The organism is Peribacillus sp. ACCC06369 (genome assembly GCF_030348945.1).
Classification (GTDB): Bacteria; Bacillota; Bacilli; order Bacillales; family DSM-1321; genus Peribacillus.
This window is the reverse complement of the sequence record NZ_JAUCEN010000002.1, coordinates 4,581,645-4,602,166: the sequence shown is the minus strand read 5'-3', so window position 1 is coordinate 4,602,166 and position 20,522 is coordinate 4,581,645. Positions and strand designations below refer to the sequence as shown.

General features: G+C 37.9%; 18 protein-coding genes and 2 pseudogenes. 17 read left to right on the top strand and 3 right to left on the bottom strand.

Translation table 11 applies throughout. The features are described 5' to 3' along the window. The first annotated feature begins 2 nt into the window (after positions 1 to 2). The 10 genes from QUF78_RS23330 (at position 3) to QUF78_RS23285 (ending at position 7,292) form a co-directional block, all read left to right on the top strand. A complete protein-coding gene (locus QUF78_RS23330; RefSeq protein WP_289326568.1) occupies positions 3 to 224 on the top strand; it encodes a helix-turn-helix domain-containing protein in 222 nt (73 codons plus the stop codon). 95 nt (positions 225 to 319) lie between these two features. Further along, entirely contained in the window at positions 320 to 1,111 is a 792-nt protein-coding gene (locus QUF78_RS23325; protein ID WP_289326567.1) for a DUF817 domain-containing protein, read from the top strand. A 371-nt stretch (positions 1,112 to 1,482) separates the two neighbouring features. Beyond that, positions 1,483 to 2,457, top strand: a complete 975-nt coding sequence (locus QUF78_RS23320) for a sugar-binding transcriptional regulator (protein WP_289326566.1) — start codon at positions 1,483 to 1,485, stop codon at positions 2,455 to 2,457. A gap of 75 nt (positions 2,458 to 2,532) precedes the next feature. Beyond that, positions 2,533 to 2,955 (top strand): transcriptional regulator GutM, encoded by a 423-nt coding sequence (locus QUF78_RS23315; protein WP_289326565.1) that lies wholly within the window; start codon positions 2,533 to 2,535, stop codon positions 2,953 to 2,955. 20 nt (positions 2,956 to 2,975) lie between these two features. Next, positions 2,976 to 3,521, top strand: a complete 546-nt coding sequence (gene srlA / locus QUF78_RS23310; RefSeq protein ID WP_214787058.1) for a PTS glucitol/sorbitol transporter subunit IIC — start codon at positions 2,976 to 2,978, stop codon at positions 3,519 to 3,521. Between the two features lie 13 nt (positions 3,522 to 3,534). Beyond that, complete coding sequence (gene srlE / locus QUF78_RS23305; protein WP_289326564.1) at positions 3,535 to 4,560, top strand: PTS glucitol/sorbitol transporter subunit IIB; 1,026 nt, start codon at positions 3,535 to 3,537, stop codon at positions 4,558 to 4,560. 56 nt (positions 4,561 to 4,616) lie between these two features. Beyond that, positions 4,617 to 4,982 (top strand): PTS glucitol/sorbitol transporter subunit IIA, encoded by a 366-nt coding sequence (locus QUF78_RS23300; protein WP_289326563.1) that lies wholly within the window; start codon positions 4,617 to 4,619, stop codon positions 4,980 to 4,982. A 179-nt stretch (positions 4,983 to 5,161) separates the two neighbouring features. Then, entirely contained in the window at positions 5,162 to 5,962 is an 801-nt protein-coding gene (locus QUF78_RS23295; protein ID WP_289326562.1) for an SDR family oxidoreductase, read from the top strand. Between the two features lie 710 nt (positions 5,963 to 6,672). Next, positions 6,673 to 6,987, top strand: a complete 315-nt coding sequence (locus QUF78_RS23290) for a hypothetical protein (RefSeq protein WP_289326561.1) — start codon at positions 6,673 to 6,675, stop codon at positions 6,985 to 6,987. An 80-nt stretch (positions 6,988 to 7,067) separates the two neighbouring features. Then, a complete protein-coding gene (locus tag QUF78_RS23285) occupies positions 7,068 to 7,292 on the top strand; it encodes a DUF3953 domain-containing protein (protein ID WP_289326560.1) in 225 nt (74 codons plus the stop codon). Between the two features lie 134 nt (positions 7,293 to 7,426). Here QUF78_RS23285 and QUF78_RS23280 read toward each other — a convergent pair. Both QUF78_RS23280 and QUF78_RS23275 read right to left on the bottom strand, forming a co-directional pair. After that, a pseudogene (locus tag QUF78_RS23280) lies at positions 7,427 to 8,664 on the bottom strand (IS110 family RNA-guided transposase). Between the two features lie 390 nt (positions 8,665 to 9,054). Then, positions 9,055 to 9,552 (bottom strand): ATP-dependent DNA ligase, encoded by a 498-nt coding sequence (locus QUF78_RS23275; protein WP_289326559.1) that lies wholly within the window; start codon positions 9,550 to 9,552, stop codon positions 9,055 to 9,057. 173 nt (positions 9,553 to 9,725) lie between these two features. Between QUF78_RS23275 and QUF78_RS23270 the strand changes: the two genes are divergently transcribed. From QUF78_RS23270 to QUF78_RS23260, 3 genes are read left to right on the top strand one after another with little or no spacing between them, the layout of a single operon-like run. Further along, positions 9,726 to 11,300 carry a spore germination protein gene (locus QUF78_RS23270; protein WP_289326558.1) on the top strand — a complete coding sequence of 525 codons (1,575 nt, stop codon included), beginning with the start codon at positions 9,726 to 9,728 and terminating at the stop codon, positions 11,298 to 11,300. 10 nt (positions 11,301 to 11,310) lie between these two features. Further along, entirely contained in the window at positions 11,311 to 12,402 is a 1,092-nt protein-coding gene (locus QUF78_RS23265) for a GerAB/ArcD/ProY family transporter (protein WP_289326557.1), read from the top strand. Between the two features lie 5 nt (positions 12,403 to 12,407). Then, on the top strand, positions 12,408 to 13,517 hold the full coding sequence (locus QUF78_RS23260) for a Ger(x)C family spore germination protein (protein ID WP_289326556.1): 1,110 nt from the start codon (positions 12,408 to 12,410) through the stop codon (positions 13,515 to 13,517). 172 nt (positions 13,518 to 13,689) lie between these two features. Here QUF78_RS23260 and QUF78_RS23255 read toward each other — a convergent pair. Further along, positions 13,690 to 14,397: pseudogene (locus QUF78_RS23255) on the bottom strand (IS6 family transposase). A gap of 650 nt (positions 14,398 to 15,047) precedes the next feature. Between QUF78_RS23255 and QUF78_RS23250 the strand changes: the two are divergent. The 4 genes from QUF78_RS23250 to QUF78_RS23235 all read left to right on the top strand — a co-directional run bounded on the left by QUF78_RS23250 (position 15,048) and on the right by QUF78_RS23235 (position 20,489). Beyond that, on the top strand, positions 15,048 to 16,208 hold the full coding sequence (locus QUF78_RS23250) for a CapA family protein (protein ID WP_289326555.1): 1,161 nt from the start codon (positions 15,048 to 15,050) through the stop codon (positions 16,206 to 16,208). A gap of 329 nt (positions 16,209 to 16,537) precedes the next feature. Next, positions 16,538 to 17,881, top strand: coding sequence for an FAD-binding oxidoreductase (locus tag QUF78_RS23245; protein WP_289326554.1), 1,344 nt, complete (start codon positions 16,538 to 16,540; stop codon positions 17,879 to 17,881). A 268-nt stretch (positions 17,882 to 18,149) separates the two neighbouring features. Next, entirely contained in the window at positions 18,150 to 18,908 is a 759-nt protein-coding gene (locus QUF78_RS23240; RefSeq protein WP_289326553.1) for a carbon-nitrogen hydrolase family protein, read from the top strand. A gap of 387 nt (positions 18,909 to 19,295) precedes the next feature. Then, on the top strand, positions 19,296 to 20,489 hold the full coding sequence (locus QUF78_RS23235) for a YhgE/Pip domain-containing protein (protein WP_289326552.1): 1,194 nt from the start codon (positions 19,296 to 19,298) through the stop codon (positions 20,487 to 20,489). The last annotated feature ends 33 nt before the right edge of the window (positions 20,490 to 20,522 follow it).

Genomic DNA, 20,522 nt, shown 5'->3' with positions numbered 1-20,522 from the left:
ATATGGCAATTATAATCAATATTGATGTGATGCTGGCGAAAAGGAAAATGAGCGTTACAGAACTTTCTGAGAGGGTTGGAATCACGATGGCTAATCTTTCCATATTGAAGAATGGCAAGGCAAAAGCGATTCGATTATCAACTTTAGAGGCGATTTGTAAGGCTTTAGAATGTCAACCCGGAGATATTTTAGAATACCGAAATGATGAAGGCGCAAAAGATTAATAAAGTGGGGAAATGCAACATTGAAAGGAAAAGAAAGATTTTTAAAAAGGGGAGTTACTCATGAATTTAACGATTCAAAAATGGGGGCACCAATCATGAGAGCACTAAAACAACTCGTTCGTTTTGGGTGGGAGCAGGCCCTATCATGTTTGTTTCCTGTCGTTATTTTTGCCTCTTTGGCTTTTACAAAAGTCATGCCGCTTCCCTTCCTGTCACGGTATGACTGGCTGCTCATCATCTGCCTTCTGATGCAGTGGTGGATGGTGCGTTCTGGACTTGAAACACGGGATGAGCTAAAGGTTATCACATTGTTCCACCTTATTGGACTTGCTCTTGAACTTTTCAAGGTACATATGGGCTCCTGGTCTTATCCAGAGGAAGGCTATTTCAAAATTTTTGGAGTGCCTTTGTATAGCGGATTCATGTACGCAAGTGTAGCGAGTTATCTTTGCCAGGCGTGGAGGAGGCTTAAGGTTGAACTGGTTAAGTGGCCACCGTTTTTGGTAGTTGTACCTCTTGCAGCTGCGATTTATTTGAATTTTTTCACCCACCATTATTGGATTGACGTTCGTTGGTGGTTATCTGGACTTGTCATTATCGTCTTTTGGCAATCATGGGTCACATACGAGGTTGATGGAACTCGTTACCGAATGCCACTAGCGCTTTCTTTTGTGCTCATCGGATTTTTTATATGGATAGCCGAAAATATCGCAACATTCTTTGGGGCGTGGGAATATCCAAACCAAACCGATGCATGGAGTCTGGTTCATCTAGGAAAGGTGAGTTCATGGCTCTTATTAGTGATTGTTAGCTTTCTTATAGTGGCGACGTTAAAACAGGTTAAGGGGAAAAGTTCCACTAGGATAGATACCAGTCAATTTTTATAACTGTTAAGAGCCATCATAAAAAAAGTCGGATCCTTAGAATAGTAAGGAATTCGACTTTTTTTAGGTTGAAGTTTTCCTGGCCTACAAAATTCTGAATTGGATAAATTGGAAAAGGAACGTTCGAGTTGTTGCTTTTCTCTTTATAAATACTTTTGATAATAGAAATGAAGCAGCCCGATCCAATGGAGCTGCTTCATTTTTTTGGGGCTTTTATGAGTCCACACCAAGCACAAATGACATAATTTTTTAAAAATTTGCACAAGTGGTATTTTTTTGTTGACGTAGCTATTTTTGTAAGCGTATACTAAATTCAATAAAGCACAAATGATTAGGATTGCACAAATGTGCATATTTAAAAAGGAAGTGACGAAATGGATAAAAGAGAAGAAAAAAGACTCTTAGTTAAAATTGCGCAAATGTACTATGAAGAAGATATGACGCAAGGCGCCATTTCAAAAGAATTAGGTATATACCGAACATCCGTCAGCAGACTTTTAAAAAAAGCAAGGGAAGATGGTGTAGTTAAAATTACTGTCAGCAGCGATATTGATGGAGCTTTTGAATTGGAACGTCAATTGGAAAAGTTGTTTGGCTTAAAAGAAGTAATTATCGTTCCTGAAAAAAGAGACAGTACCGAACTGGATAAAAAGAAAGTGGTTGCGATGGCCGGGGCTGAATTACTAAAACGGATTATTAAAGACGGTGATGTCGTAGGCTGTGCCTGGGGAAGCACAATGGCCAGTCTGATCGGTGAATTTACCAACGCCGGAAAAAAAGACGCTAATTTTGTCCCTTTAGTAGGTGGGCCTGGACCTATGGATACGAAGCATCACGTCAATAGAATTGTTTATAATATTGCAGAAGATTTTGGAGGAACTTCTTATTTTATTGATGCTGCGGCAGTAGTGGAAAAAAAAGAGACAAAGGATGACATTGTTCAATCTCACTACTTCACTAAAATAACGGAGCTTTGGGACAACTTAACAATTGCAGTAGTAGGGATTGGGAACCCAAACCAATCATCTAATTTAGTCTGGGCTGGCTTTTGCGGCAATCGGGAAATTGAAGATTTAAATCAACAAGGTGCCATAGGTGATATCTGCTCACGATTTTATGATATAGACGGAAACCTGATTCAATCTGACTTATCTGATCGAACAATAGCCATTGAGCTGGAAAAACTAAAAAATATTCCATACTCAATCGGTATTGCAGAGTCTGTTGAAAAAGCTCCTTCCATTATTGGGGGATTAAGAGGAGGATACATTAACACTCTGATCACCACTGAGGAAACGGCAAATGAAATCATTGAAATCATAGAAGAAAATGGAACATCCTTATCTTAGGAAGTATGGATTAATTATCTGATTGTAACGGAAACAAGATGTAAGATTCAGTTCATATGAAAAGAGGAAATCAAAATGCTATGGTATGTCATTATATTAATTGGTTTTTCTTGGCTCCTTCAAAGCATATTTGGATTTTTGCAAATCAAGCATTTCAATAAAAGGTATGCAGAGTTGAGAAAGCTTGGAAGGGTCGCGATTGGGAAAAGAACGGGACTTTTTAAATCTGGCACTGTCGTAATGTTTGCGATTGACCGAAAAAGCAACATATTGAAAGCCGCCAAAATGCAGGGAGTAACTGTGCTTTCAAGAGTAAGGAACTTAAAAGGATTTGAAGGGAAAAATCTCTTACACCTCGGTGAAGAGGATTTTCATAAAGTAAATAAGTTAACAAGGTTAGCCATTGAGGATGCACTGAACAGCTATCATATTATCTCTAAAGGGGGTGATTTGAAGGTTAAGAAAGGCTGGATTGATTTACTCTTATCAAAAAAATAGGAATTATTGAGGTGAATTGAATGGATTGGCTTACAAATGCAGCAGATGGCTTTATGAATTTATTTAGAGCAGGTGCCGAAACTTTTGTCGATTTAGTAACAGGTATTGTTCCACTCCTTATCATGCTTTTAGTTGCAATGAATGCTCTTATACGGTTGGTTGGAGAAGAAAGAGTGGAACTGATTGCGAAGAAATCGAGTAAGAACCCACTTACAAGATATTTTGTTCTTCCGGTAATTGGAACGTTCGCTTTGGCAAATCCAATGACATTATCACTTGGGAAATTTTTGCCGGAAAAATACAAACCAAGCTATTATGCTGCTGCTTCTTATTCCTGTCACACGCATAACGGACTTTTTCCACACGTTAATCCAGGAGAGCTGTTCGTATTCTTGGGAATTGCTGCAGGAATTACAACACTGGGATTTGAAACAACAGAACTAGCCCTCCGTTACTTCTTGGTGGGGATTTTCACAAACTTTTTAAGAGGTTGGGTAACAGATTTAACAACTTATTATGTATCTAAACAGCAAGGCGTTAAATTGAAAGAAACAGTGGATCTCTAAGGAGGGGAAAGGAATGACTCAAACGGTTACGAAGTACAAGTCAATTGTCGTCAATGCAGGGCAAGGCGGATTTGGCGGGCCATTAGTGATTTCACCGACAGAAGAAAAAAATAAAGTGGTATATGTAACAGGCGGAACAAGACCGGATATTGCAGACACCATTGCAGAATTAACAGGCTGTGAATTAGTCGACGGTTTTAAAACGAGTGTACCCGAGGATGAAATGGCGTGTGTCATCATTGATTGTGGCGGAACGCTCCGATGTGGCTTATACCCCAAAAAAAGAATCATGACGATCAATATCATGCCTACTGGACAAAGTGGCCCGTTAGCAATGCACATTACCGAGGACATTTACGTTTCTGGAGTAAAGCCTCAAAACATTGAATTGTATGAAGGTGCTGCAACACCTCCAACATCCAATGTGAACAATGCTAACGGACAAATTGAAAAAACAATTTCTAAACCTAAGTATAGCGCAGATAAAAAAATTAGTGAACAAAGAAAGCCTAAAGGCGCCATAACACGCATTGGGATGGCGATGGGTTCCATCGTCAATGTCTTTTATCAGGCTGGCCGCGACACGATAGATACTGTCATTAAAACAATTTTACCGTTTATGGCTTTTGTGGCCATGTTAATCGGGGTGATTAAAGCATCTGGAATTGGGGATGTGTTCGCACAATATTTATCACCATTTGCAGGAACTTTGCCGGGCTTGCTCTTAATCTCTTTAATTTGCTCATTCCCATTATTATCACCATTCTTGGGACCGGGAGCTGTTATTTCACAGGTCATTGGGACATTAATTGGAGTGGAAATTGGAAAAGGAAATATCCCTCCGCACCTTGCATTGCCAGCTCTTTTCGCGATTAACTCACAGGCTGGAGCTGATTTTGTTCCAGTTGGGCTAGGTTTAGCAGAGGCAGAAGTGGAAACCATTGAAGTCGGAGTTCCTTCCGCATTGTACGGACGTTTTTTAACCGGAGCACCAACCGTTTTTATTGCTTGGCTCGCAAGCTTCGGTTTGTATGAATAATTACTAGAATAGATTCTGAATGAATGATGTAAAGCAAAGAATTGGAGGAGTTTCTTGTGCAGACAGTTTATCAAACTAAAATTAACCAACTTGGTCCATCTGTCTCTGATTTTCTTGGAGAAAAAATGTTCATCCTATTCGGAGCAAATGCCCCGAGTGAATTAGCGGATTATTGCCTATTAATTGATGTAAATGAAATTAATGGAGAAATCGAAAAGGGTGACATTCTCGTCTTAGGCAATCAGCAATATACCATTACCTCTGTAGGTGACGTGGTGAAAAAGAATTTAGGTTCACTTGGACATATCACGTTAAAATTCAATGGTTCTGAAACGGCAGAATTACCTGGCACTATACATCTTGAAGAAAGAGATATTCAAATGCCGCAAGCAGGGACAACTCTTCAAATCTTGAAAAAATAAGCTTATCAAAGATTTATATAGAATAATTGAATGCAAGAAGAGGGAAGTTCCCACACCGGAAAATTGCATTTAGTAAGAGTCAACACAGCCAAAACGAGAATAAATAATTTAGAGTTTGTTACTCATTTTTAAATTTCACCTATGATTCTCGACTCTATATATAATAAGGAGGAAAAAGAATGAATGAATCATGGCCTCAATTAGAAAATAAAGTGGCAATTGTTACAGGTGGTGCCTCTGGAATTGGCTCGAAAATTACAGCGCATTTAGTAAAGAACGGTACAAAGGTGATTGTTTCCGATCTAAATGTAAATACTGGCGAACAAACTGATGGAACATATCATATCCAATGCGACGTTACCAATAAAGAAAGCGTTGAAAATATGGTCACCATAGCCACCGAGTTATTTGGAACTGTAGATATTTTAGTTAATAATGCTGGTGTAAACTTACCACGTTTACTTGTTGATTTCCGTGGCGAAAAGCCAGAGTATGAGTTAAGTGAAAAGGACTTTGATTTCATGGTTGCCGTCAATCAAAAAGGACCTTACCTTTGTGCTCAGGCAGTTGCGAGAGTAATGGTGAAAAATAATAAAGGCGTTATCATTAATATTTCTTCCGAGGCAGGTATGGAAGGATCTTCTGGACAAAGTGTTTATTCGGCAACAAAAGGTGCTGTCAATGGCTTTACCCGTTCTTGGGCAAAAGAGCTGGGGATATTCAACATCCGCGTAGTCGGTGTTGCGCCAGGGATCAATGAGCAAACAGGTTTAACAACAGACGCTTATAATGAAGCATTAGCTTACACACGTGGAGTGACAGTAGAAGGTCTTGGAACAGATTACAGCAAAACGATACCACTTGGACGACCTGGTAAATTGGATGAAATTGGTGAATTGGTCACTTATCTAGCTTCAGACCGTTCTAGTTATATTACAGGTACAACCGTTAATATTTCAGGTGGAAAATCCCGCGGATAAATAATGGCATCAACCACTGAGATCCCTTTCATCCCAATTATGAAAACGAGGGTGTTGGTTTTAGTAAGTCTTTAATTAACAAACAGGTGTGTTCGTATTATAAGGTTAGCCAGTTTATTTACTGGTTGACCTTTTTTTAATGGAACCTATTATATCAGTAGCCAAGGTAGGATGGACGGATGCGCGGGACATGATCCCGTGAACGATAATTGTTGGACTGGATGTGGCAAATGGAGAGAACCAAGTCAGGCTTTTAGATCAATCTAAACCGTATTGGAAGAGCTTTTCGATGAAACATATCAAAGAGGAATTAAATCCTTTCATAGACTTTTAATAAGAGATTGAAGAGGTGACAAGGCTAGAATCTACAGGGCATCACCATACTCCTTTTAATCAATACTTGGAGGAACAAGGGATTTTAAACTACCATGAAAATAAGTTTCTTTAAAAATGAAAAATGACAATACTTAAAAGGACCCTGCTCAATCGTTTAAAAAAAAGAGGAGAGCGTTAATTAATTAGTCTATGGATTAGGGTTGACTGGATTAAGGTCAGTATCAGTATTGACACTTCCTAACCATTTTCATTCTTTGTGGTGAATCGCCGATTTTTGCGATTCATGGATGGCTAACGGGGCAGGTTAGTTGCATAAAGTTAAATATGGATTTTTATGGTAAATTAATAGAGGAAGGATAATAAGGGGGATGACTATGGAAGGGTTGGAAATATACGATTTTTTAAGATTAGTTTTTATTACTTTGATAATTAGTTTAATTGTTATTTCAATTATTTTATTGGTTCAAAAGAAACGAAGCAACCTCGTTAATGGCTTCACAGTTAGTATTACTTCACTAATTTCAATAATTGTTTCTGGTATTAATCTTATTATTATGGGATTTATAGCTGATGAATTAAATTTAGCAGGAGACGCTATTTCCTCATATTTGTTTCTTATAATTTTAGGGTTAAGCATATTTAATTTGTTTATTTACTTAAAAAATAAAAACAGTATTATTAGTGCCTAATAAATAAATTTTGTTCTTAAAGTACAAGTCCTCTACTTCAATAAGGGAGTTGCTTAATAGGGGGAAATATTTTCTTGAAAATGGTTAGAGTTATCTTAGCAATAGTTGTTATTGTTATATCAAGTTATAGTCTAATAACGGAAGCCGAGTTAATGCCGTATTATATGCTTTTCTTAGGGGCACTTATATTGGTGACAGGATTTGCCGAACTTCAAAAAGACAGAAAAGGCTTTTGGGGATATATGAACATTGTTATCTCTTTATTTGTATTCTTTGTTTCCATACAGGGTTTCTTAATGAACTAAACCAGCCAATAGTTTGTCAACATTTTTCAATAAACACTTAAAATGTTTCATGATTTACTAAATTTGCGTATACCAAATAACCGTCCAAGGTTCTGTGTTTGGAAATTTTTGGGCTGTTTAGTTATACTTTAAAACTAGGCTAGATCTTGGAAAATCGATTTGCTTTTTAAAAGTGAATAAATCCAATGTAAGAATTTATTGGCACATGCTATAACGGCTACTTTAAAGGGCTTTCCTTCCTCACGTTTCTTATCATAAAACTCTCGTAATCGCTTGTTACGAGGAATGATTTCATCTGTCGTTTTCTTTTTGCGACAATCACGAATGGCACATTTTACAGCCATATACAAGGCGTGTCGTAGCCTACTAGAACCTCTTTTGGTAATCCGATTTAAAGTACCTTTGAATGTACCAGATTCAAAGACACTTGGATCGATTCCGGCAAATGCAACCAGTTTCTTAGGATGATTAAACCGATCAATTTCCCCAATTTCAGAAATTATCGTGGCAGCGATTTTTTCTCCGATACCAGGGATCGATTGGATAATCTTACACTCTTCAATACCTTTTGCTAAAGCATCTATCTCATCTTCAAGCTTGGATAGATGCTTTTTGTATTCAAGAAGCATATTAATATACATATCCAGGCTTAAAATCAGACTATGATATAGGTTTTTCTGAAATGGATTTTGAGCTGCGGCGGCCATCAATTTTTCTGCCTGACTGTCTGCCCATTTTTGCGAACGACTTTTACATAATTCTTTTATTTTCTTGGCGATTGTCTCTTCACCAGTATCCAAGATTTCTTCGGAGGTAGGAAATGCGTGTAAAGTTAGTAAAGAAACATATGAATGTAAGTCCCCAAAAACCCCACGGTATTCAGGAAACACACTTGATCCAGAACTGCTTGAAATTGTAATTTAGTTTGTACAAACATGCCTGTAATATTTTCGTGCTGTCTTGTAAGGTTACGTAGGTTTAAGAGCTGGATTCCTCGCTGTTTATAAGGCTCTAAGTCCTCTTTATAATACAGCTCGCAGAGATGGCGAGCGTCAATGACATCTGTCTTTACCTTGCGTAAACTAGAACTCTTAGCTCGATACGATATGAGTGGATTTACGATAATCAATAAGTACCCTCTATCCTCGAAATACTGGACAACTGGTGTATGATAATGTCCAGTGGATTCTAATACAATGGGAGGCCGTTCCCCGGATACATTTTCTACTTCTCTAATAAAGTCTAGAAGACTAGCTAACCCTTCAAGAGTATGTGCTACTTTAAAGCCTTTTTTGTAAGGCTGCTTTTTATCCAAGAAAGCTTGAACCTGACTTTCCCCTTTTGCCACATCCAGACCAACTACTGGATTCATAAATTATCTCCTCCTAATATAAAATAACCGGTACCCCAATTCCTTCTTGTAGTATCATAGCTTCGCTTGTTATACGAGATCATAGTCCCAACCAGCCTCAATCATGTTTCTACAAGTAGGGGGCGAACTGTTTAGTTGACGGGATCTAGTCCCACAGGTGCGGACGTTCTACACCGGCTACGGTTATCATATATCGATATAAAAAATGGTCAACCAGAAATATTTTCTGGATGACCTTATAATACGAACGGGTGCGTTAGTTGATTAAAATGGCTCCCAATTTGGTGGGTTTTTATATCGGACACAAACTGTGAATGTAATTGTGCATAAAAGAGGTTGTACTCTTGGACAAAAAAATGAAATGCTGTACAAAAAATATGGACAGCATTTTTAAATGATGAATTTTTGAAAACTTGCGCTTCTCATAAGTCCCTTTTTAGACAAGCATTGGAATTTCACTTCACACTTTATTAATGGATCAAGATAAAAATAGTTTTCATCCTCGTTAGTGATTAGCTGCTTAGATATTTCGTAAAAGGCTTTTCTTTCTTTTGGAGGAACAAATTCCAATATACCTCTGTATTGATTATCCTGATCTAACATTAACCAACCAAATTTTTTCTTGCGAATTGCTCCTATTTTTACCGAATCATATTGATAGTTCTTTATTTTGAGAAATACGTCTTGTGGTCTTGAATCCAATGTATAAGGTCTATTTAAATTCTTAGAAACCACACCTTCCAGTCCTAAAAGCTCTACTCTGTTATAAAGTTCATCACGGTCTGAATAAGTAGGACAAGTAGATATATACGGAGTGTTTTCTACAATGGTGTTTAAGGTATCTAAGCGTTCAGATAAAGGTTTGTTTATAAGAGATGCACCATTCAAATACAAAATATCAATAGAAGAAACTCTTCAAAAAAAGAGCATCTGCTTGAAAGCAGATGCTCTTTTTGCAGTTCAACACGGGTCGTTTTGATTATGAGTAATTTCCTTAACGTTGTAAATCCGCATTTTCCTGACTTTTTACAGCATAGAGTATATTTTTTCTTATGCGAGAAATGATAAATCTGAGAGAAAGGGGGTCGTTCCATATTTTTTTCTCCGGTTTATTTAAAAGGAAACGTCATTCAAAATACCAGCAAACAAACCAAAATGTTTATTCAGAAAAACTTAGTTCGATAGATCATTCTCCGCTGTATCCTGATTTATCGATGAATATACAAGTACTTCAGCAGATGTTTCACCATGCTCCGGATTTGGTGATTCGCCACTTCGAATTCGCCGGAAAGGGAACAAAGGCAGCTTTAGTATACGTAGATGGTTTAACAGATAAAAATTCAATAAGCAATAACGTTCTAAGTGCCGTGATGCAATCCTCTTTCGACCCAAAGAAGGGATTGCCTACAACTGTAGGGGATGTTGAAGACGTCCATTCATGGAAATCCGTTGAAAATGCACTTTTTGCAGGTGACAGCGCCTTATTCATCCAAGGGGAAACGAAAGCGTTTCTTTTGGATACAAAAGGATGGCCTCAAAGAGCGATTGAAGATCCGAAGCTTGAAACATCACTGAAAGGTGCCCACCAGGGATTTGTAGAGACCGGAAGTCAGAATGTAGCAATGTTGCGAAGGTATATTCCTAACCGAGATTTGATCATAAAGGAACTTACAGTCGGTGTTCGCGGAAAGTCAAAGGTCTTTATCGTTTATTTGGGAGATGTTGCTAGCGAAGAAGTACTGCAGGAACTTGAAGACAGAATCAAACAGATTCAAATGGACGTAATAATTAATACTGGTGAACTATCTGAATTAATTGAAGATAACCCATATTCCCCGTTTCCTCAGTTTATATTAACCGAGAGGCCGGACTCAGCAGCTTCACAAATTCTTCAAGGTCGATTTGCCGTTATCGTCGATCGTTCGCCATCTGTTTTAATTGCTCCGGTAACATTAATGTCTTTTCTTCAGAGTGTTGATGATTACAGCACACGCTGGTTAGCAGCATCATTGATACGGTTGCTGCGCTTTTTCGCCTTTATGATCACATTATTTCTACCTTCAACATATGTAGCCATTATATCCTATAATTACGAAGTCATTCCTTTAAAGCTTTTTTTATCCATCGCAGAATCACGGGTGGTTGTGCCCTTTCCGCCAATCATTGAAGCACTCCTGATGGAGGTTACCATTGAAATGATGAGAGAAGCGGGCGTTCGTCTTCCGGCTCCAATAGGCCAAACGGTTGGAATTGTGGGAGGGATTGTGATCGGACAGGCAGCTGTTCAGGCAGGGATAGTAAGCAATATCATGGTGATTGTCGTTTCTGCAACAGCAATCGGCTCATTTATCATTCCAAGTTATGACATGGGGACGGCTATCCGAATGCTGCGATTTCCAATGATGTTATTAGCAGTCATGTTTGGAAGTACTGGAATCATGATTGGTGCCATGACGTTGATTGCCCATTTAATTAGTCTTGAATCGCTGGGAACTCCGTATGCAAGCCCATTAGCTCCTTTCCGGTTTGCTGATATGAAGGACTCATTTATTCGGTTTCCTTTATGGAAAATGATTACAAGACCAAAAAGTGTAAGGACCATTCAATCCAATCGTCAGGGAAAGCCTAAAAGATAAGGTGAGGAAAATGAAAAAATACACCTATAATGAAATCACCCTACTGCAATTCATTTTTTTGATTGTTGGGACCCAGATGGGGGTCGGTTTTTTGTCGCTTCCAAGAGTTGTTGCCGAAAAGGCTGGAACAGACGGCTGGATGGGCCTCATCATTGGTTGGATATTAAGCGTTGCTGCCAGTATTATTATGGTGAAAACGGCTGAGAAGTACCCAAATGACACGCTTTACGATCTTCTTATCCGGTTTTTTGGAAAAATACTAGGTAAAGTGGCTATTTTCATTATTCTTGGATACACTTTATGCGTTTCTTTACTGATATTTATTAACACTTTGCTTTATATAAAAGCATGGTTTCTTCCCAATACACCTGACTACTTAATTGTGTTGTTATTTTCAATCCCGGTATTATTTATAGTCAGGAATGGTCTCCGTGTTATTGGAAGATATAATGAATTGATTTTCTATATGACGATGTGGCTCCCGGTTATTTTTTTGTTTCCATTAAAAGATGGAAGTTTCTTGCATTTACTTCCATTGTTTAAAGTTGGTTGGAAGTCAATTTCAGCTACCATGCTGCCGGTAATTTATTCGTTCCTAGGGTTTGAGCTTGCCTTTTTCTTTTATCCTTTTTTACAGAAAAAGCAATATGCCATTCATGGAATTATTATTGCCAACACCATATCGATGTTCTTTTATCTCTTTGTAACCATTAGCTGTTTTGTGTTCTTTAGTCCGGATAGCATTACCGATTTTAATCAGCCTGTCCTAAATATGCTCAAAGTGATTGAATTCCCTTTTATTGAACGTCTTGACATGGTTATATTGAATATTTTAATCCTTTTTTCCTCAAGATCCTGGATCTTGTACATGTACTGTACGGTCTTTAGTTTCAGTCAATTAATGAATAAGCAGGATCATAGTTTATATGTGCCCGTTTTGTTAGGTTTACTCGTCGTGGCCATATTTTTTGTTCAACCAACATGGATGCAAGTAACAACCTGGCAAAAATGGATCTCGAATGCCGGGATTGCGATAGCATATGTGTTTCCCGTTTTTTTATGGGTTTACAGTTGGGGATATGAGAGATTTTCACGGAGGTGATTTTCATGAGCCGAAAAATAGGATTGTGTCTTTTGACCCTTGTAATGATACTCTCTGGGTGTATGGATGCAACACCAATAGAGGAAATTAGCGCCTCACTTATTTTAGGCCTCGATTTAGATGAAGAGGATAATTTATTAGTGTATATGTCAAGCCCGATATTTAGTAAAGAGGCAAAAGATAAGGAAGAAGTGTATGAAGTTAAATCATACACCCTCCGACATTCAAGAGAAAAATTTGATGCGAGGGTAATAGGATTAACATCAGGAAGTAAAACGCAAATCTTTTTGGTGGGGAAACGACTGCTTAAAAAGAAGGATTGGTTTGACTATCTCGATCCTTTCTTCAGAGATCCTAAAAATACAGTAACCGCGCGTGTTGTCGCTGTAGATGGATCAGTTGCAGATGTTATTTTCGATAAACCAACAGATAAACCGCGACTATCTCTATATTTAACAAGTTTAATTGATGCTGCCGCCAAGAGAAATATTGTGAAAAAAACGACCCTCCAGGATTTTCACAGACAAATGAAGGACAAAGGGAGAACAGCCTGGATCACCCAAATCAAAAAGAAAAAAAGAATCGAGCTAACAGGCTCCGCACTTCTAGCTCAGTCCGGCCAGTATAAATTAACAATAACACCTGAAGAAAATCAATTATTAAATATTTTAGAAGGTAAACAAAAAGGTGATTATTCCATAACTATTCCGGTTTCTATGGAATCCGCCAGTAAAGGCAAACCATACATCAGCTTCTCCATTCCAGATTTGAAAGTAAAGAAGAAAGTAAAGTTCAATAGACACTTTGTATATGATATAAATGTAAATTTACAAATCTCGATATCCGAACAACTCTTTCCATTCGATGTCAAAAAAGATTATGCAAAGCTTGAAAAAAGCATTGCAAATGAGCTCGAGAATGAATTCAACCGATTAATTCAGAAAATACAAAAAGCTCAAATTGATCCTCTAGGGCTTGGTCTGTATGCAAGAGCCTACACCTATCAAGAGTGGAAAAAAGTACAAGATGACTGGGGGAAAAATCTAGCAAAATCCAAAATAAACATACATGTTAAAACAAAAATTAAGGGCTTAGGAACAACGAATTATCAATAGGACAAAAGCTTTCATAATGAGGGGATGCTGACAACCGATTCCTGTTAAAGATTCTGAAGTTCGTTCTGTTTTTGAATTTTCTTTGGCATTATCGGAAAGACATGTAAAAAGGTTCTGGTGCAAATATGACCTGTTAGAAACGTAGAAACTCAATATCCTTTTCATCTATGAATTATGAGGCTACTCCAAATAATTTAAGTATAAATTCAATCTCACTTTGGACAGACTTCACCCCTTGTTGAAGTTGTCCTTTTTTCAGCATATGCATCACCTCCACTCCACAGATGATTTGTTTGGCTGTTCGAAACGTTTTTAATCCTAGCATAGAACGGACTCGCTTCTTTATAAAGCGACGATCTTGCTCCACTATGTTATTCAAGTACTTCTGTTGTCTAAGTTACATACCATCAGGTATGCTTTTCTCTTTTTTCAACTCTTCAATTGATATAGGATAAGCCGGATTCTTATCGACCGTCATGACACGAGGCTTAGAAACATGAAAAGACCGCAAAGCTTTCTTGAAGAAGCGCTTTGCAGCCTTTTTGTTTCTTGTTTTACTGAGATAAAAATCAATCGTGTTTCCTTTGGAATCCACTGCACGATACAGATACATCCATTGACCTTTTACTTTGATATACGTTTCATCGACTCTCCAGGAGTCATTTGTTTGCTTAAGATGACGCCGTACCCTTTCATCTAATTCCGGTCCATATTGATGAACCCAACGCATAACCGTTGTGTGAGCCATCGATAAGCCGCGTTCTTCCATCATCTCCACTAAATTACGAAAGCTCAAGTTGTACCGCAGGTACCATCTCACTGTTAACAAAATCATGTCAGGCAGATAATGTTTCCACTTGAATAAATTTTGATTTCCCATACTATCACGCACCTTTTTTAAGATTAAAGTATCAGTATGTCCAAGATTTAGAGATTAATTGCTATTATTGAAGTTTTTGCATCAGAACCAATATGTGGGTTCATGAGGGCCTTTTGATCAATCCCTACAGTTGATACTTTTACGTGCAAATTACCACCTAAAGTAAACAAGCATTTTTAATTGTCTACTATGAGTGTACTCAAAATTTACAAGATATTTTAAATTTGTGTTATGAAATCAATCACTAAATGATTCTAGTAAAGGAGCCTAAAAAAGCCCCTCTCTATATGAGAAGGGCTTTTATCCGATATCCAAAGTGGTCACATATGATTGGTGCCCATTTTTAAAATTAGCCAATCGTTGAACAGTGACAAGTTCGCTCACTTCTAGTAAGTCTATTCATCATTCGCTTCGTTCGCGATTTGCTTTAAGTATCCTTTTGGAATGGACTGCGTCAAACGGAAATGCTTTGTATACGACTGATGAGATAGCAAGCACATCTGACATAGCAACACATGATATGGCTAACTTTTTTTCCTATTTCGTACTCTGTTTCAAACAAATGATGTGTTCATTTTAAATATCAAATAGATATTTTTGTTGTTATTTCCTAAAAACACCCTACTATAATAGTAGGAGGTAGCATTGCCATGAAAAGAATACTAGTGTTTCTAGCTACATTTATATGTTTGTTATGGATTCTTGCACCATTTGTAAAAAGTCAATTTCAAGAGGAACCAAAAGTCTCGGAAACAAAGGCAGAAAATAAAAAGAAACTTAAACCCGAAAACGCTTCATCTAACGCTCATACACCTGTTCCGAAACAAAAAGTAACTGCAGCAACCATAGGCGCTGTGGGAGATATTTTAATTCACGATAGGGTGTATATACCCGCCCGCAAGTCAAACGGCTCGTATGACTTTAATCCGATGTTCCGATTTGTGAAGCCCTATCTGGGAAAAACGGATATTACCGTGGCTAATCAGGAAACGATGATTGGCGGGAAAGAAATAGGGCTTTCCTCATATCCTTCCTTTAATTCACCAGTAGAGGTGGGAGATGCTCTAAAGGCAAACGGGGTTGATCTCGTGACAATCGCCAATAACCATACACTTGACCGAGGAGAAAAGGCCATTTTGAATGCGCTTAACCACTGGAACAGTATTGGGATGCCTTATACAGGAGCTTATCAATCGTCTGAAGACCAGAAGATCATTCGGATATTAAAAAGAAACGATATTACCTTTTCGTTTCTCAGCTATACGTATGGAACGAACGGGATTCCTGTTCCTGCGGGGAAGCCGCATCTTGTGAATTTAATTGATACCACGAGAATCCAGACGGAAGTTAAAGAAGCAGAGAAAGTTTCAGATGTCGTTGTGGTCAGTCTGCATTTCGGCAAAGAGTATGAACGGTTGCCTAATGATGAACAAAAGCTGCTTGCTCAAACGACAGCTAATGCAGGTGCTGATATTATTATTGGCCACCACCCACACGTTTTGCAGCCTGTTTCATGGCTTACAAAACCAAACGGCGAACGGGCATTTGTTGCTTATTCGCTTGGGAATTTCTTATCCGGCCAGCAGGGAGATTACAAAGACATCGGCGGTATTATGCAAATTGGCGTAAAGAAAATCCAAACCGGGGATGATGTGAAAATCGAACTGCAAAATCCTAAATTCCTGCCAACCTGGGTCAACCGGCCATATGAGATCATTCCAATGAAAACCTTGAGTGATCAGTCTGACAAATATAACGAAATTCAAAAACATATGAATCAATTCATGCCTGAACTGTCATTTGATTTTTAATGAAGGTACAGTCTTTGGCATTGGAAAAAACTAATTGTTTTACATAATGAAAAAGCCACCGGCTATGTAGCCGGTGGACCGCATATTCCTCCTAATAAGGTAAACACTATTCACCATGTTCCAGCTAAACGGCTTGAACCAACAGACGAACACGACTTATTGACAAAGAACCTATTCCGCAAAACATATACGAAAAACTGTCATATGAGCGAACTATATGAGATTACATGTGGAAGAAGGATATTCCAATTCTCTAAATTTTTTCATAGTATTAACTCTCAATTCATACAATTGAAAATCTACAAAAGTATTTAATGGGAGTGGAATGCATGGGATCTAGAGAGTTAACAGGACGTGTAATCTTCAAAGGAGACCCCGGCTATAAAGAAGCCATTAAGAATTGGAACCCTTATGTTGATACTTTTCCTCTTGTCTTTGTTTTTGCACAAAATACCCTTGATGTAAGCAATGGAATTAAATGGGCACGTAAGAATAATGTACCCGTGCGTGTTAGAAGTGGCCGTCATGCTCTTGATAAGAACCTCTCAGTAGTAAAGGGAGGAATTGTTATTGATGTCAGTGACATGCAAAAAGTGCACTTAAATAAAAAAAAGGCAATTGCAACCGTTCAAACAGGAATTCACGTAGGCCCGCTTGTAAAAGGATTAGCTCGAAAAGGGTTTATGGCTCCGTTTGGAGACAGTCCAACCGTTGGCATCGGAGGAATTACGATGGGCGGTGGATTTGGAGTGCTCTCACGATCGGTTGGTCTTATAAGTGATAACCTCCTCGCACTGAAAACAGTGGATGCAAAAGGCAGGATTATTCAAGCAAATAAGGACGAAAACAAGGATCTATTTTGGGCCTCCAGAGGCGGAGGAGGAGGTAATTTTGGATATAATACCGAATACACATTTAAAGTTCGTCCTGCCCCTAAAACTGCAACCGTCTTCAATATCATTTGGCCGTGGGAACAATTGGAAACAGTATTTAAAGCTTGGCAAAAATGGGCGCCGTTTGTAGACGAACGATTAGGGTGCATACTTGAGATTTACAGCAAAGTAAATGGTTTGTGTCATGCCGAAGGAATTTTCCAGGGTTCAAAAACTGAGCTCATTAAATTATTGAAACCTTTAACAAATTCTGCAACCCCAACGCAAATAGTTATAGAAACATTATCCTATCCAGACGCTATAGATTTCTTAGACCCTGACGAACCAATCCCTGGTAGATCTGATCAGAATGTTAAATTCTCCTCGGCTTGGGGACTTAATCTTTGGTCGGAAAAACCAATTTCAATCATGAGAAAATTTTTGGAGGAAGCCACTGGGACAGAATCCAATTTCTTTTTTATAAATTGGGGTGGTGCTTTAAGCAGAGTACCTAGCGACAAAACAGCCTTCTTTTGGCGTAATCCATTGTTTTATGTGGAATGGACTGCTAGTTGGGAAAATAAATCACAAGAAGCTATGAATCTTGCATCAGTTGAAAGGGTACGTAAGCTGATAAAACCATATGTAACAGGTTCATATGTTAATGTTCCAGACCAAAATATTGAGAATTTCGGAAAAGCATATTACGGCTCAAACTTTGCAAGGCTTCAAAAAGTAAAGGCGAAATATGATCCCAAAAATTTATTTCATTTTCCACAGAGCATACCACCATCTTTTTAAATAGTTTATTCGTTCAAGATAAAATCCCTGCGTCTTGAACTGCACCTCAATTGTTAGACATCATCTAACAATTGAGGTGCAGTTTTTTTATGGGGAATTTACAGTCTTATTAAACTAACGGGTGCTTTACTTCTATAAGGAATGTTGCTGAGGCAGCCTTTATCTTATGCAACTAAAGGGGCAGGATAGTTGAACAAGCAAATCAATGTCTATGCTACAATTATTAAAAGCATAGCCATTAATATAAGTTGATGTTTGGGAGATCACTATGAGAAGAATAAAAATAGCTTTATTACACCTATTGCCTATCGCTGGTGATGTGGAGTATAACCAAAAACTAATTGAACAAGCCATTCGTATAGCATCAAATAATAATGCCGAATGGATTATAACACCCGAACTATGTGTCAGCGGGCTTCAATTCAATCATAAGATTGGGACTGGATGGATTAACAGGCAACCTGATGCTTGGATGAGTAATTTGAGCCGTAAACTAAAGAATTTGAAAAGCACTGTATTTTTGGGTTGCCCTGAAAAAGGCAGTAACGGAGAGTTGTATAATTCTGTGTTTGTCATAGATAAAAAAGGTCATTTATTAGGTAAACAGAGAAAAATCAGTGTTATTGATGATTGGTCAGCTTCAGGTGATGTAATAGAGCCTATAAAAACAGACAATGTTGAGGTTGGTATCATGATTTGTGCAGACGCATATACCAAAGGTATTGCATACAACTTATTTGAAAAAGGAGCAGAAATATTAATTGCACCGTCTTCCTGGGGTCCTGGATTACATGGTCCAGAGGGAGAATGGGAACAAAGGTCATTAGAAACAGGACTGCCCGTAATTGTCTGTAATCGTACTGGTGAAGACGAAACTGTCCGTTTTTGGGATGCAGAAAGCATGATCATAAAAGATGGTGTACGCCTCCTAACACATAAATCGAAACAATCAGCTATACTTACCTTTGAATGGGATTTACAAAGCATGGAATTAATATCCCCTCATTTCGACATCCATTACATATAATGAGAACTTCATTTACTATATAACTTGAACTAAAGGGTGCTTTACTTCATAACCAGGAGCTGATCAGCAGCTCCTTTTCTTATGGCACGAAAGGATCAGTTTGGAACTTACAACTACCTAATTTTTAAGGTCCGTCAAAGAATGAAAACCATAAAAATACTCCCCATAGCAGCACATCACTTTGCGCTGCTGTATGGGGAGTATTTTCATTTTTTGTCCTGTTGGATAAGTATTCCGTAAAAAGTGGAGCGTTTTTTTTATTGACTTTGCAATAGGAATAAAATAAACTATAAAAGTACTTTAATTAGAGTAGTTTAATAAAAGTACTTTTGTTAAAGTGGTATGATTTGATTTAAATAAATTCTTACTTAAGGAAGGATACAACATATGAAATTTACTCAGTTCTTAAAAACAAAAGGTGCAACTGCGACAATCTTCATGGGGATTTTCTATGCCATTGCAATGCTAGGCATCTTCTTGCCTGGTTATACATCAATTCCAGGGAATATCGATAAATTACCGATTGCTATTGTCAATGATGATGCCGGTGAATATGGGGCAAAGATTGCCGACCAGTTACAAGAAAATTTACCGTTTAAAGAAATCGATAGGGATTTAACAAATAAACAAGCCTTAAACGATTTAGAGCACAATGATTTATCATTAGTCGTACACATTCCTGAAACATTCTCTGCGGATATGCAAAAAGGTGAAGCATCATCAGGAATCGACTTTACAATTAATGAAGCAGGGGCAACAACTGTTTCTTCTACTATGAATTCAGTTGTTAACGAAATTAACAATCAATTAAGTACACAATTCTCAGAACAAACAGCCCAAGGCGTATTAATGAATTTTAATGTACCAGAAGAGCAAGCTGCTGAATTAGCAAAAAAGATTGAAACAGCTTACGTAGGAAACGTAGTGACAATCAACGAAGTACCAGACGGTATGAATAATAATATGCTGCCAATGTTCTTAACGATGGCTGGATATACGGGTGCGATGATCGGAGCGATGCAATTAGTAGGTGCATTTAAAGAAAGTCGTGGAAAAGCAAGTAAAACACGTTTATTCAGCTATGTACAATTAACTGCGTTATTGGTTGCGGTTGTATCATCTTTAGTTGCTTTAGGTGTAACATATTTAATCAATGAGCCAAGTGGTGACCTGTTCTTCAGTTTAGTAGGACAACAAATTTTAAACTATATGGTATGTTTCAACTTTACAGCGATTATTATCTTCTTAATTGGTGAAGGCGGTATGATTTTAAACTTACCAATTTTATTAATACAAACATTAGCAAATGGTGCCACAATTACACGTGATATGATGTACTTGCCATATGAATGGATGAGCCACATTTCACCAATGTATTATTCGGTACAGGCATACTACGCAAACCTATATGGCAGCATTAGTCCAAGTCCATATATTTGGTCAATGGTTGCAGTTGGTGCAGGTGCACTGTTAATTAATATTGCTATTGTCGCCTTTATCCATAAACCAATGCCAATAGAAGATCCGGAAACAAAGGCTGAAACGGAAAGTGTAAAGAATGCAACGGAAGTCACAGCTTAGTTTTGCTATAATAAGGAGATAATTCTTCTTGAA

Coding starts and splice junctions, on each gene's coding strand:
- QUF78_RS23250 (WP_289326555.1), top strand. CDS start 15,048: ATGAAAAGAATACTAGTGTTTCTAGCTACATTTATATGTTTGTTATGG.
- QUF78_RS23290 (WP_289326561.1), top strand. CDS start 6,673: ATGGAAGGGTTGGAAATATACGATTTTTTAAGATTAGTTTTTATTACT.
- QUF78_RS23245 (WP_289326554.1), top strand. CDS start 16,538: ATGGGATCTAGAGAGTTAACAGGACGTGTAATCTTCAAAGGAGACCCC.
- QUF78_RS23240 (WP_289326553.1), top strand. CDS start 18,150: ATGAGAAGAATAAAAATAGCTTTATTACACCTATTGCCTATCGCTGGT.
- QUF78_RS23295 (WP_289326562.1), top strand. CDS start 5,162: ATGAATGAATCATGGCCTCAATTAGAAAATAAAGTGGCAATTGTTACA.
- QUF78_RS23315 (WP_289326565.1), top strand. CDS start 2,533: ATGCTATGGTATGTCATTATATTAATTGGTTTTTCTTGGCTCCTTCAA.
- QUF78_RS23235 (WP_289326552.1), top strand. CDS start 19,296: ATGAAATTTACTCAGTTCTTAAAAACAAAAGGTGCAACTGCGACAATC.
- srlA (WP_214787058.1), top strand. CDS start 2,976: ATGGATTGGCTTACAAATGCAGCAGATGGCTTTATGAATTTATTTAGA.
- QUF78_RS23260 (WP_289326556.1), top strand. CDS start 12,408: ATGAGCCGAAAAATAGGATTGTGTCTTTTGACCCTTGTAATGATACTC.
- QUF78_RS23270 (WP_289326558.1), top strand. CDS start 9,726: ATGATAAATCTGAGAGAAAGGGGGTCGTTCCATATTTTTTTCTCCGGT.
- QUF78_RS23265 (WP_289326557.1), top strand. CDS start 11,311: ATGAAAAAATACACCTATAATGAAATCACCCTACTGCAATTCATTTTT.
- QUF78_RS23320 (WP_289326566.1), top strand. CDS start 1,483: ATGGATAAAAGAGAAGAAAAAAGACTCTTAGTTAAAATTGCGCAAATG.
- QUF78_RS23325 (WP_289326567.1), top strand. CDS start 320: ATGAGAGCACTAAAACAACTCGTTCGTTTTGGGTGGGAGCAGGCCCTA.
- QUF78_RS23285 (WP_289326560.1), top strand. CDS start 7,068: ATGGTTAGAGTTATCTTAGCAATAGTTGTTATTGTTATATCAAGTTAT.
- srlE (WP_289326564.1), top strand. CDS start 3,535: ATGACTCAAACGGTTACGAAGTACAAGTCAATTGTCGTCAATGCAGGG.
- QUF78_RS23330 (WP_289326568.1), top strand. CDS start 3: ATGGCAATTATAATCAATATTGATGTGATGCTGGCGAAAAGGAAAATG.